We start from the raw sequence: 14,156 nt of genomic DNA, 5'->3' as shown, positions 1-14,156 counted from the left end.
AGTTAGGTTGCGCTTAGGGAGTGGGAATCGGTTCGATTCGCACGATCTGGGCATCCTTGTTACTCTCCCATCCCGTGCCGAATTCGATCACGTAGAGGGCGCCGTCCGGCCCCAGTTCCATCTCTAACGGGCGCTTCAGCTTGATTTCCGGAGCGAAGCGTTCAAGCCGAGCCTGGCCGGTTTTATCATCGGGTATCGCGGTTAGGATCCAACCTCGTTCCCAGTCATAGAAGAACTGGCGTCCATCCAGGTTGGCTGGCAGCTTGCGGTCAGACTTCAGGTCGGCGCGGAAATGATAAAAGGGCCCGGCGCAGGCCGTTCGGCCGCCGCTGCCGGTTTGAGGGAAACGAGTGGACGCCGAGTAGGGATACCAGATCCAGGCCGGACGGGCCGGAGGTAGTTCGACCGGTCCTGTATTCTGTGGCGAACGGTTCACGGGACGTTGGACATCCTGCGCGGCATCCGATTGCTGAGTGGCGAAATCGTATTGGCGATATGGCTTATTGTCGGCAATGACAAAAGGCCAGCCGAAGTTGCCGGCTTCGCGCGTGCGATTGAGCTCATCAAAACCTGCCGGTCCGCGTTCAGGCTTGGTTTCGCGCGCGTCGGGACCGACATCCCCCCAGCTGACCGTCCCGGAGAGTGGATCGACGGCGATGCGGAAGGGGTTGCGGCATCCCATCACGAAGATCTCCGGGCGGGTTTTGGGGGTTCCCGGTGGAAACAGGTTTCCTGGCGGGATCGTGTAGGTGCCATCCGGCTGCGGGCGGATTCGCAGAATCTTTCCGCGGAGGTCGTTGGCGTTGCCGGCAGAGCGCGCCGCATCCCACGCGTATCGGTTCGTTCGGTAGTCGGTGGGGTTGTAGCCGTCCGACGCGAATGGATTGGTATTGTCGCCAGTGGACAAGAATAGGTTTCCGGAGCCATCGAAGGCCAGCGAGCCGGCTTCATGACAGCAAACCTCGCGCTGCACCGCCACCGACAGGACCCGCTTCTCGCTGGAAAGATCCAGGGTATCGCCCTTGAGCGTGAAGCGCGATAGGTGATTGCCCGGGGCATCCTTAGGAGAATAGTAGAGCCACACCCAATTATTTTGGGCGAAACCCGGGTCCAGAGTCACGCCGAGCACCCCAGCCTCCCAACTGCCTTTGTCCTCCTGACGGGCGTTCATGGCGTTCAGGGTGCCATGAACGTTCATTTGAGCGGCTAGCACACTGGCTTGAGTCTCCGGTTTCCAGATCTTCACGGCTCCGAAGCGCTCGACGAAGAGCACCCGGCCATCAGGCAGCACGGCGAGTTCCATCGGGTTGAAGCAGTTCGTCTCGAGGATCACCTTTCGGAAGCCCGGTGCGCTGGCAGACTGCTCGGCGGCTTCAAGACGTGAGTGCGAGTTAATGAATAGCGTGGTGGCCAGAGCGATGGCAACCTGGAGTCCATAACGGATCGGCTTCATGAGTTCCGATTCTAACAATGAAGCCCGCGTGTTGAATACTCCTTTCCTACCGCTTCAGCCAGCTCACCATCGTTCGGGTGACCAAATCAGCCGCGTCTTGTTGCACCCAATGGTCAGCCTCGGGCGCGGTGACGAGAGTGAGATCCTGCTCCACCCATTTCCAGGTTCCGTTCAGGGCGTCGGACAGCAGCGCCTTGTCCTTCAGCCCGTGGATCAGCAGCACGGGACACTTCACCTTGAAGACGGGCGAGGTGTCCTCGGTGTACGGCTCCCGAGGATAGTTGCGCTTGTAGTAATTGAGCATCGCTTCGAAGTCCGACCGTTCGAAGGCCTCAACATATCGGGCGCGGGCGGCTGGATCCTTGACCCAGAAGGTGAGGCCGGCGGCCGTGAGATTGGTGTGGGCTCCCTCCTGCTGGAACCGTCGAGCGTAGGCGCTGTTTTTCTGTTGTTCGGGATTGGTGGCCAGCTCGCGACTCAGTCCCCGCGGGTGGGGCAGGTTCAAAATAATCAACTTCTCCGTCATCTCCGGCCGGGTCATGGCGAACGTCCAAGCCACGATCCCACCCCAGTCATGTCCTACGATGATGGCCCGTTCACGGCCGCGAGCTCGGACCACGGCGGCAACATCCGATACCAGTTTCGACATGTCGTAGTTCTCCACCCCCTTGGGACGGTCGCTGAGGTTGTAACCGCGTTGATCGACCGCCACGACTTCATGATCCTTGGCCAGCACCTCCATCTGTGCCCGCCAGGTCAACCAGCAGTCCGGAAATCCGTGAATCATGACGATCAGGGGGCCTTGACCCAGTTGGGCATAGTGGAGACGAACACCTTCGTTGGTGGCGTAGCCATGGGTCACCTTGCGCTCAATCTCGAGGAGGGCGGATTCTTCGGCTGCCGGTGACAGACGTGGGAAACACAGCACGGCTAGGGCGAGAAGGACCGCTCGACTCCATCGAGTCCAGTTCAGGGAGAGATGTCGCATAGTTCTTTGATTGGATGGGTGCGGGCTATTGATCTGTCCCACTTTGAGTCAATCGATCATCACGACGCAAACCCGGAACCGGACTTTTTCGGTTCGGTTGGGATTTTGTAAACTCTTTGTAATCGTGGCTTCTGGTTCCTGAGGTAATGGAGGTAGGGTTCTACTTTTAGGGCGGAACCCATCGATTTTCCATGAAAACCTTAGTTGCTTTCATCATCGCCAGCAGTTTGGCTTGGTCCGCGTGGGGCCAGTTGGACGTGCCCGACACCCTTCTGACCGTGGGAACCACCACCACCGACGCTTCCGGTCGACCGTGGGTCTACGCGGTCTGGACTCCCAGCCAACCCGAACTGCTCGCCGGCAAGAGACTTGGCGTGGCTATGAAGGCGGGCGCAGAGGGCGGTCCGGGTCTCTTTGCTCCCACCCTGCCGGTCTCGGCTGGAACGGAGGTCGCTGTGCTGCAAGTGTTTTTGCAGCGTGCGAGCCAGTTGGGTGAAAATCTATCCACGCTGAGCGATGCGGTCACCCAGCTGTACCGTCGTTTCAATGGGGCGGGGGATCCTTCGCTGGCAGAAATGCTGTCGGCCCTGCTGCAACAGGCCACCGTCGACGCGCCCTTGGATCAAAACCTCCGATTTCTAGCGCAAGGTCATCCTAGTCTGAGGATGGCTTTAGGGCTGGGATGGGCTGGGCCGACTCCGGTGGCCCTCGGGGAGGTCTTTACCTTCGAATTGCGGGAACTGGACGCAGCCGGCGAGGTGGTCCGGGTTCTGGGACGGCTCACCTTGACCGCCGGACAACCGGATCCGCTGCCTGCCCCGGGTGCCCCGGTTCAGGTTCCAGACCTTACCCCCAAAGGCGACCTGAACATCAAACTGCGCTGGTCGACACCCGATCCGCTGCGTCGACAGTCGTTGCTCAGCGCCGGGGTGGTACTCTGGCGCGTGCCTCTGGAATTGGCTGTGACCCGGGGGTGGGACAACACCCCTCCCACGCTCAACGATCTCCAGGGCTCGGCCCAATTGGTGACACCTCAGTCGATCGTTCCCGAGCAGATGTTGACGGCCGCAGAGGCCATCGATTTCGTCACGTTCAAGGATCTGGTTTTCTATTCCGACGACGGCAACCGCTATCGCATGAATGCCGAGGGTGTGAATGTCGACGATCCGTTGGTTGAAGGAACGGAGTGGTTCTATTTTGCCACCGCACGAGATCTGTTAGGACGGGACGGTGCGGTTTCGGCCGGAGGACGTGGCATCGTCTGCCGAACCCTTCCGCCGAAGTCGCCTTTCCGGCTCAAGTTGGAAAATCATTGGCAACCGGCTCCCGATAGCTCCGAGGGAACTCAGGGATTCCTCTTTTCGTTTGAGTCCAACACCGACACCGGTCGCGACACCACCCAACGCTATGAGATCTATCGTGGGTCGGATAATCTCCCCGTACTGCAGGATCCCGTGCTTCGCGAAGGGTTGGTTCCGCTGGCGACCGTCGCGCATGCGGGCGACGCCGTGTGGTTGAGTTACGTGGACGATGCGGCCGACGTGAAAGACACGCGCGGCAAGACATTCTGGTTTTCGGTCCGCGCGATTCACGATTCGCCCTGCGGCCCCATCAAAAGTCCTTTCAGCGCCCCGGTCTTTGGCTCCTTGCGCGAGCGCACCGGTCCGGACGCCCCCAGCGGAGTGGTGGATCGAAGCTGCCCGAATGCCGCGGTGATTTGCCAGCCGCAGCGATTCGAACCGTATGCCGGACCGCAAGACGGGCGTCGCCATTTCCGAGTGGAATGCACGCGACAAAATCGCGGCATCGCCTCGGCGACGTTTTGGATGGAAGTCATTTCCCGGGGGGTGGTGGTGTCGACCATCAACTTCCCCACCCACGTTTTTGCGGAAACCTTCGACACCGTGGTGCAGGAAATCGATCTTCCGATTGCTCAACTCGGTGACACCCAGTTGTTCTACTGTGTGACGCAAACGTACGGCGGAACCAGGGGGAATACGGCGTCCTGCGCCCCTCAATTGACGCCTCCGGGCGATGTCAGCCTGACTCTCTCGTTTCTGACGGCAGCGCTCACCGATGCTGAACTGGTTCCGGGAGAACCGCTGTCCGATGTGTTGCTAGGCCCGCCGGTAGGGGTGCAGATCCTCAGCCTGGACCCGGAAGATTTCACCGCTCAAGGGGTCGCCTCGGTTCAGCTCGATGGCCAGACGCTCCTGATTCAGGCTTCGTCGATCGGGGGCATTGCAACCATCTGGCGCAAGGTGGGTTTCAGCCAATGTCGTCAGGGGGTGATCGGTTGGCGTTTTCCGAGCAATCCCGGGAACGTCTCGGTGCGAGCCTTTCCGGTCCTGCGTTTCGATGATTCACCATGCGAGCATTTGGCGACGGCTCCTGGCAGTCAGGAGATTCCTCCTCTTCAGATCCGATTCCCGCTCAAGCCGCGCACCGAGGAGTGGAGATTGTTCCGACGCGTGGATGACGGGCCCTACACCCTGATTCGACAAGGTCTCAAGAGTTTCGATCCGAGCGTGCCGTCGAGCGAAGTGGTCGCCTTGGACACGGGGTTGCCTACGACGCGAGCCACGGTTTGCTATTATGCGCAGTTGGTTGATCGTGACGGGAATGGCTCCGCCCTCGTCCGCATGGAACCCTGCGTGCCGATCCAGCCTGTGTCGCTGCCGGCGCCGCGGCTCAGTCCGCCGGAATCGGCTGGAACCCGCGAGGACCCCATCATGCGTTTGACCTGGTCCTGTCCGCCGGTGGGAGTGGATCGTTTTCGGGTGTTCGTGAAGCCGTTGAACAACAAGCCGCTTCCTCCGAAGTTTGGAGCCGACTTTGACCGCGTGACGGCGGGTGGAATTCCGATCATTTACTCCGCGGTCGGATCGGTCTTGAAACCGCTGCAAACGCTGGCGGGAGGGGCCATTGTGAAACTGGCTTCGGCACCGGAGTTCTTTGAGACCGGCCGGCTGGGCGGGAATTTTCCATCGGCCCCGCCGTTCACGATCGACTTCCATTGCGAAGAAGGGGTGACTTACGAAGTCCGGGTTACGGCACTGGGGATTCCCAAGCTGGAGGGCCCTTCCAGTGCTACCCATTCCTTTAGCTGGACCTTTGAAGAGCCAGCGCCCGAGCCCGTGGTTCCCTGGCCGGCACGACCGTTGCCGCCCTCGGGAAGTTTCCCGGGCGTGGAAGTGGTTCGCCTCGCGACTCCGGTCCCCCCTGGCGGTCCCACTCCCGATACCACAGATCAAACGCTCTGGCCCTACGATGAACCTGACGCTGTGGTGGTGGGGGTGAGAGTGGCGACGTTGGCCTCGACGGATCGACGGGATTATCGACGCCCTCGGGGGCAGGGAGATCCACATGTGGTCTACAATCCTCGGCCCGGATCGGCCGGTGCGGAGCGCGCCAATCCCAACCTTCATGTCTACGCGCCCATGGGGAACGGGAAGCCGGAGTTGGCGGAAGGCTTTGTCCTCTATCGTCGGCAAGTGCCCAGCCCGCTCTTTCCCCAAGCGCAGGGAGACACCGTCCAAGTTTCGCCCTTGGTCCGGCAAATCGCGTTTCGGCCGGCAATCGATGGACCGGGTATCGCACTGAGCGACCCGTTCTTCGCGATCCGATTCCGCTTCAGCCCCAACTCGGAGATTCAAGATACCTTTGAACTCTGTCTGCTCGACACTCAGCCGGTCGTGATGGGGGCTCGTTACGAATACACCCTGGTGACCTTCAGTCCTCGAGGCGAACTGCTGCACTCCGTCAACGCGGGTCAGCTCTTGATTGAATAACTTTTCCCGCTCACACGCCTATGAAACGTTTTGTTCTTATCTTCGGAGCGGCGCTGCTGTCGGTTGTCGCTTCTGCCCAAGAGCCGGTCACCACCTTTACCGAGCAAGAGTTGTGCTCTCCGGGCGATTTCAACGCGGATGGACGCTTGGATGTGGCGCTGGTGGATCGTGCCTCGGGCGAGGTCCGCATCGGCTTGCAGCAAGCCAACGGATCGTGGAACTGGAGTTCGAGTTCCAGTGGCGTCGATGATCCCTCCCTGCTGGCCGTGGGACCCTTTTTTGGAGGCTCGGCTCATGTTGTGGCGGTGGCATCGACCGCTTGGAACCGGATTCAGCTTTGGAGCCCGGGCAACAATCAGCGCGCGATCTGGTATCAGCCGGGACTGGGGCTCAGCGTTTTGGCTGCCCACGCCGCGGCTGGCGCCCCTTTACTCGCGGTGACGGATCAGAATGATCCTCCAGGCGCTGTCCTGGCTCACGCCTTGAATACTGCGGGAGCGGCAGTAAACACCGCGATTGCCGCCACGATAGACGTTCCCTTGGCTTGGGGTAATCCGATCACGCGTCGCGTCGGCCAGACACGACGCGTGGCCGCGATGCGGGCCGGTGATTGGATCGGCGTGAGTCCCGACGGCGCGGGGACTGTGTTTCGAACCGGTTTGCCGGAGGGCAGCCGGTTTGTCACCGGGCGGTTTGTGGCAGGAAACGCCGATTCCATGGCTGTATTCTGGAAGCCGGGCAGCGCCGATGTCCAAATCTCCAGTCACAATGGCGCGGGAGGTTCGGTGTGGTCGGACGGCGAGGACTATGCCTTTCCACAGCCACTCGTTTCCTTGGTGGTGATCGATGCCGATCCGCAGCAGCTCTTGGTCTTCTTTGAGGGTGGAACAAGCGCAGCGCTCTATTCTTTCGAGGGAGGAACTCCGAGCCGATTGGAACAGTCTCTGACGGCTGCCGGTGGGGAGGTTTTCACTACCGCCGTCCCCAGCGGGAAAGGAAATCTCGGGCTGCTCCACGGAGCGAGTGGACGTTCCCAAGCCATCACCCGATGGACCTTGTCGGGCGGTGTGTGGACGGAGGGAGCTACGACGGCCCTTCCGGCGATTCCTTCGACGGCAGGGCGTGCCAATGTGTTCTTCTTTTCCGCAGAGCCGCTGGTGAATCCCCGGGCGACCTTGATCAATCGAGAGCGTCAGGGCGACTGGAGTTCTCAGGGAGGGCAGTTGTCCGGGAACAGCCGATCCATCGCGTCGGAGCGTTTTGTGAATGCTGAGCAAGGGTTGCGTCCGAATGGTTCGGTGACCGTTTCCGACCCAACCGCCCGCTTCGCTCTAGTGAATCAACTCCTGCCGGCCGCCAGCGCCGCCAGTTTGACCGCCGGGGTTGGAGCGCCCATTGGGGATGTGAAGTTCTCGCCGCCGGCCGGGCAGTATCCGACGTTGAACCCAGAGGGGGACGCCAGATTGTCGGTAACCCTGAGCGCCACTCGAAGCGGCGAGAGCGTCCTCTTCCGGAAGGATCGCCAGTCCGCTTGGCAGGTGGCGGATGCTCCCATTGAGCTAACCGGACCCACCGCGCTTCAAGCCTATGCGATTCCGCCGGGTGGCAAGCCGGGTTTATTGCGGACGGCTACTTACACTTTTTCACCGCGTCCATCCGACATCGCCTCGAATCCAGGGGTGGATGCTGATCAGAACGGATTGGCGGACGCCTGGGAGTCGGCGTTCGGACAGTTCGATCCCAATGCGGACACCGATGGGGACGGGGCGAACGCCCTAACGGAACAAAACGCAGGTACCGACCCGCTGGATCCGCGCAGCCGCCCATCAATCGACAACCCTCAGCGGATCATTTCGCTCAGCACCTCAGCTGGACCCGATGGTCCGGTGCTGCGGCTCGACTGGCCGGCGGATGCCGGTGCCATTGTGCTCCAATCGAGTCCCGATTTAATCACGTGGACCGATGTCGTTCCTCAGCCCACGGGGCGTTCTTACGAGCTACTCATTCAAGATTCGCGGCTGTTCTTCCGCTTGCGTGCACCCTAATCCGCGATGATCCCTTTCCCTCAATACACTGTCCTACGTCCTATGAAGACTTCGTTTCTATGTTGCCTGCGGATCAGTGTCTGGATGTGCCTGACGCTCGGCCTTTCACACTCGGCCCATGCGGCGTTCACCTCCACTATCAGCCGGCTAGTCATCACCAATCCCGATGATGTCATCGTTGCGGCGGACGGCACGGACGGGGACCCGGCATCCAATCGCCATGGGGTGGCAGCGCAGGCGACGTTGCGCTTCACCGGCACGGGGCTCGCTCCGCAGTCGGCCTTGTTTCGGACTCACTTTCAGTTGCTCGACGAGGCGGGCAATGTGGTCGATCTCGATGATGGGGCGGGCGGAGTGACTTCGACCGTCACAGTGGAACAACCTGGCGGAATTCCGGGTGGCATCGGAACCATCCGAACGGATCAGTTCGTCCCGGCGGTGCTCATTCCGTTGACACCTCTCAACCCAGCTGGGGCGTACCGAGTGCAAGCGTCCCTGGAGCGAGAAGTGCCTCCCGGCTCAGGGGTGTTCACCGGGGCTTCCACCCCCCGTACCACCGCGCCACAGTATTTCTTTTACTTCGCGGCTGCGGAGCCGACGGATGCCGAGTTTCATGTTCTGGGAGATGTGGATGAGGTGTTGATGAGCAGCACGGTGATCATCCGTTCCCAGCCGGGACAGGAAGAATTCTCCGCCCAAGTCGATGGACGGCTGTTGCGCTTCGATGAGTTGGGTGCCGCGCCGACCTCGGATGATGTGACGGTGACGTTGCGCATGCGGCTGCTCGACGACAGTGATCCGTTGGCTCCCGTGGATGTGGTCTTGGCGGCCGATACCGTCAGCTTTGTTGTCTCGGTCCCGACCTATCGGCAGGACGAATTGATCCAGAGTCCCAGCGTCACCGCCATTAGCCAACGAGTGACATTTGCGCCTGCGGATTGGCTGACGTTCGATCCGTTGCGGCCGTATCGACTGGAAGTGACCATGGAGACCTTGGAGTCGGATGGAGTTACGGTCATTCCTCAGGGTTTTCCGCGTTCCCCCGCGACCATGCCAAGTCGGCTGCTGGGACTTTCAGGAAAGCTCTTCGCGGGTGCCCCTGAGACGGTCTTTACCGAGATCGCGAACGATCCAACGTCGGCCGCCATCGTCCCCGCTCCGGCGAACGACCCAGCGGGCGGGGATTGGTTTACTTCACAATTGGCGATCGCGATCGGGACCGGGACTTATTCCGCAGCCCCCGGCCGGACCTACGGGGATGGTGTGCCGTTCCCCGTGATGATTTTTCGCAATGGCGATGCCTTGATGGTCGACACCGCCAAGCAGGCTTTGAGCACGCCGGGCGTCGACATCGAGACGGTCGCGGGATTGCGAGTGATCCGCACGATACTCCAGTTGACTCCGAATGGCGTGGTGGCCGATGCCCTGGGCCTCGTGTTGCCGGCCGGCTTCGGTGTCACGACTTCGCCCACGTCTCGTCTGCTGTTGCCGGTGCTTGAGGTGCGGGATGTGCTGCTGGACGACAGCCTTCTTCCGGCCGCATCCCCGGTGCGATTTGAGGCGCCAGGCGGTGTGAGCTGGTATGCCTCTCATGACACCTTGCCGCTGCGTTTGAGAACTCCTTACATTCAGTGGAATCGCGGTGAAGGAACTCTGACATTCTCGGTCGAATCGCAGGAGTGGGTTCGGCTGAACGAACATCTTCGTCATGAGGTGGGTGTCCTAACCACATTGCAACAACGCTATGGCAATGACGGGTTCTATCGGTTTGTCGGCCGGGTAGGAGATGTGTCCATCGCAGCCGATGCCGAGGGGAAAGCGCTGCTCACGACGCAGCTGGATATCGATCCGGGCTTTTTGATCAGCCACTTTCCATTGGGGCAGCCCGTCGATTGGTCGGGTGGCGGTCGTGGCCAGCTGACCTTGGTGAACTCGGTGGTCACGGAACCCTCGTTCATCGATACGTTAAACCCAACGACCCTGCGATACCATCGAGGATGCCCGGGTCCGGATTGTCCGGGATCGAAGGTGGAGGCGGGGAGCTTCGAATTCGCCGCGGACGATGCCACCATGCGCTTTACGCCGGATCGCGGGCTGCAAGCGGCAGGGAATGTGGCCCCTCAAACGATGGAATGGGGCACGATTGATGACAGCCCGCGGTTCGCGCATCGCACGACGGAATGGACGCGGGCTGGGTTACACATGCCCGGTCACGCACTGGTGGCCTCGACGCTACCCACTGTCGATCAGGCGGCGGCCTTGCTTCTGACGGGGTATGGATCTCCTGAGGTGGCGGACCGTCTGGAGCGGCCTTTGACTCCCGAATATTCGGAAGGTTTTTCCGACTATGCCGGACTGAACTTCCGCACCACGGATCAGCAAGCCCAGAGCATTCTGGCCAATCGCGAAACGCCGCCCTACGCACTTAAGCTGCGCTCCAAGTACTATGTCCGTCCGGCTGGGGTGAACGGAATTCATGACGCGGTCTCGCTCCTGCCTCCGGTGCTCAAGATGTATGGGTTTGACGTGACCCTGGACGGCTTGCGCCTCGCCTACTTGGACAACGAGAATACCGACAGTCGAACGGGAGGTTCGGTTCGCGTGCCAGACCCGGTGACACCCGCTCTCGGCTTCGACCTTCAGTTTAAGAATCTGTTCTTCAAGTGTCAGGGTCAGCCGGGAGTTTGCACCCTGGACACTCGTGGCGAGACAAAGACTCTGGACTATTGGGAGACGGATTTCATCCCGCTGTCGATGGAGTTCAAGCAGCCGGTCTTGAACGGCTGTGCCGACGTGGCGACGGGATTCATTGCTTTGGGAGTTGAGACGAAATTGCCGGCGGTCACCGCGTCCCGCTTGTTCGGTGAGTTCGCGTTCAAAGCCTCGGGGAATTTCGTGACCGAGGGGGATCCTCTTTCCGCAGGTTTGGGTGTGGACTCGAGATTGGAGTTGCCGACCCAGCTGACGATTGCTGGTCCTGGCAGCAAGCCCTGGAAACTCACGCCTGCTACTAAGGCATACTTTAACAATCCGGAATTGCCAGCGGGTAAAACCCGGCCGGACCGCGGTTTCCTCTCGTTTGCCGGCACGATGGATTTGCCCTGGTATCAGGATTGCAAGGTTCAGGTGCACGCGAGCTCCAGCTCGCGCGCGACGGAATTAAGTCAGCAGTTTCTCATGGGCGGCTGGCATGCGGATCCTACGCGCGGGCCGGGCGAGGGATGGAAGGACGGCTTAGGCCGTCACTTCTTCACGCATCGGAACTTCGATACCAACCACTACGCCTTCGAAGGGTCTGATGTGAACGAGTATCGAAATCCCGCGACCTCCACCTTTAACCCCCTGGGAGAACGCGTCTGGTTGAACACGGTGGACTTTTCCTTCCCGCTGCAGTGGCAGGGAACGACGCGTAGGTTTGATGCCGCCTCCATTCAGAGAGATCTGCTCGTGCTTGGCGGGGTGCATCGGAGCCTCACATCGCTGACGCCCGAGATTGCGGAACTGACTTTCGGAGCGGAGTACCAGGGTCTGCCCCGGCTCAACACCGCCAAACTAATTACCGGGGCGATCGAGGAAGTGACTGGGCTATTCTCGGGGTTGTCACAGGCGATGGGGGAGGCGCTGCCCATTGCGAATGCGATTCAACAACTGGACGGTCTGCTGGCCGAACAGATGACGCGGGCCTTGGATCCGCCCTTGGACGCGGCCTTGGAGACGCCGGTGCAGCTGGTGTATCAGGGCTTGGGAAATGTGGCTGCGATCGATGCTCAGCTCGCCACGGTGCGAGCGGAGTTGACCGCTGTGGGATCGGACGGTGCGCTGGTCACGGATATTGTTCAGCGACTCGATCAGGCCGAGCAGGGGCTCAACCTGCTGATCGCCCTGCTGAATTCGGCGGATCCTGCGGGCGAGCCGGGAGTGGGCTCGATGGTCAAGGCCCTCCTGGCCCAGTCGGACATCCCGGCCCTGGCCGCGATTGCCGGCGCCGCGGTCGACGAGGTGTTGGTGGCTGAGTTGCCGAAAATGGATCTGCAGTTGCGCAGTCTGAGCCAGGGTCTGACGTCGGTGCGGGATCGGCTGCGACAGGCCCGAACCGTGACGCTGTCACAAGTGAGCGCGCTCTTCGCGGCGCTTGGCAAATCCGGGCAGGCCTTGGACACTGCCAGCCGGGCGGCGTTGGATGATATCAAAGCTCGCTATGGCACGTTACCAGACCCCGTTCGCTGGCGCACAGAGAACCCGCCACATGTCGTGGTTCCTCAGCTTAAACGGCTTATCAAGGAGCGTCTGCTCGCCACGGTGCTCGTTCCGAAGTTGCAGTCGGTCCTGAAGCAGAACCTTGCCGATCTCAACACGTCGTTCCGCGGGGCGCTGGATGATTTGTTTGGAGAGGTCAACACGCTGCTTCGGACGGTGGTGGAAGAAAAAGCGTCCGATTACACCGCTGGCCTCGATGCCACGGTCAACGGCGCCCTGGGCGACATTGCCGGCAAGCTAGGCGCGGCCAAGTTGGAAGGGTACGCGCAGATCAACGACGAGTCTTTGCGCTTGTTGGATATCAACGGACAGTTCGAGTTCAACGTGCCGGACAAGATGAAGGTGGGGGCGCATCTCCGGATTCAAGAGTTTGATTCGGACAGCCCGCCGTCGGGATGTCGGAACGGCACGACCCGTCTGACCGAGGTGATAGTCGATGCCAACGCTGAAATCTCCTGGATTGGCGAGGGGATCCGCGCGGAAGTTGGAAGCAAAATCACTCTGCAGAACGATCCGCCCAGCAATCCGAAGGCCCCGTTGGTGGTGAAGGGATTTGATGGGTACTTCGGGCTGACCGGGCAGATTGGAATTGGCCCCGTCGTGGTGACGGAAGTGCGGTTGGCGGCGGGCATGGGCTCCATTGCGGTGGGCGGCGGCAAGACGAAGGACTGGGCTTACATCGCTGCGAAGGCTCGCGGTCGGATGAACGCGTATGAGGTGGCGGCGGGTCTGTATTTTGGTCGGACCTGCGACCTGAAGGTGATTGCTGACATCGATCCGGAGGTCGGTAGAGCCTTGTCGAAAGCCAGTCCCTCACTGGAAGGCACGCTACCGCTGACGGGCGTGTATGCCTATGGCGAGGGCTGGATCCCGCTGAACGAAGTGTTTGGGATCCCCTCCACCTGCCTCTTCACGGTGCGGGTGGGTGGCGGAGCAGGGTTTTTCGCCTTTGTGAACGACGAAGGTCGGATCCTGGTGGGAGCTAAGCAGTTCTTCGGTGTCGAAGGAACACTCCTCTGCATCTTCAGCGTCCGTGGAGAGTTGAAACTCGTCGGTTTGGTGGACATCCCGGGCACGCCTAGCGTGCCGAATGGGGGGCTTGGAAGCGATCCGAAGAATGGCGGACTTCTGGATCGAGCGGACCAACCGGCACCCGCGGGAGCCAGTCTGACCTTGTTCGGCGACGGGTTTGTGGAAGGACGATTCGGACCTTGTCCCTTCTGCCTGAAGATTTCGAAGAGCCTGGGCATCATGTTGAGAGTCGGTGGGGATGACCCGGGGATGGAGATCGATTTCTGATGTTGTAGTGTCGTCCGTCCCCGGACGATGCCCCCTGTTGCTGTTTCGGAACCGCCGCTGACCGGGGAAGAGGGAACGAGGCGATTGTGACCACGGATTACACGGATCACACGGATGGGACCCGAACTGGGGACGTCCGAATTGCACCACAGAGACGGGAAGAGCGCAGAGGTCAGATTGGATAGGGGATGGGCCGTCTTCTCTGCGGTTCCATCCGTGTGGTCAGTGTGTTCCGTGGGCAAAAACTCAGGTTCTGGCCTGTTCGGTGGGGTTACTTGCATTGGTTGCGAGTCCCAGCCTTAACCGCTGAACGCACGCCGCCC

General features: G+C 60.8%; 5 protein-coding genes. 3 read left to right on the top strand and 2 right to left on the bottom strand.

Features of this window, described 5'->3' with window-relative positions; translation table 11 throughout:
- Window positions 1-13: 13 nt before the first annotated feature.
- The gene (locus JNN07_25145) at window positions 14-1,453 is read right to left on the bottom strand and encodes a PQQ-dependent sugar dehydrogenase (protein MBL9171043.1); all 1,440 of its coding nucleotides are present in this window, start codon (window positions 1,451-1,453) and stop codon (window positions 14-16) included.
- A 46-nt stretch (window positions 1,454-1,499) separates the two neighbouring features.
- Window positions 1,500-2,441, bottom strand: coding sequence for an alpha/beta hydrolase (locus JNN07_25140; protein MBL9171042.1), 942 nt, complete (start codon window positions 2,439-2,441; stop codon window positions 1,500-1,502).
- A gap of 191 nt (window positions 2,442-2,632) precedes the next feature.
- On the opposite strand from JNN07_25140, the gene JNN07_25135 reads away from it, so the two are divergent.
- The 3 genes from JNN07_25135 to JNN07_25125 are packed head-to-tail and all read left to right on the top strand — an operon-like array spanning window position 2,633 to window position 13,833.
- Entirely contained in the window at window positions 2,633-6,232 is a 3,600-nt protein-coding gene (locus tag JNN07_25135; protein ID MBL9171041.1) for a hypothetical protein, read from the top strand.
- Window positions 6,233-6,252: 20 nt separating this feature from the next.
- Window positions 6,253-8,277 carry a hypothetical protein gene (locus tag JNN07_25130; protein MBL9171040.1) on the top strand — a complete coding sequence of 675 codons (2,025 nt, stop codon included), beginning with the start codon at window positions 6,253-6,255 and terminating at the stop codon, window positions 8,275-8,277.
- Between the two features lie 42 nt (window positions 8,278-8,319).
- Window positions 8,320-13,833 (top strand): hypothetical protein, encoded by a 5,514-nt coding sequence (locus tag JNN07_25125; protein MBL9171039.1) that lies wholly within the window; start codon window positions 8,320-8,322, stop codon window positions 13,831-13,833.
- Window positions 13,834-14,156 lie beyond the last annotated feature (323 nt).

This window comes from Verrucomicrobiales bacterium (genome assembly GCA_016793885.1).
Lineage (GTDB): Bacteria > Verrucomicrobiota > Verrucomicrobiia > Limisphaerales > UBA11320 > UBA11320.
Note: the sequence above shows the minus strand (reverse complement) of the source record. Positions and strands in the feature narration are given on the sequence as shown.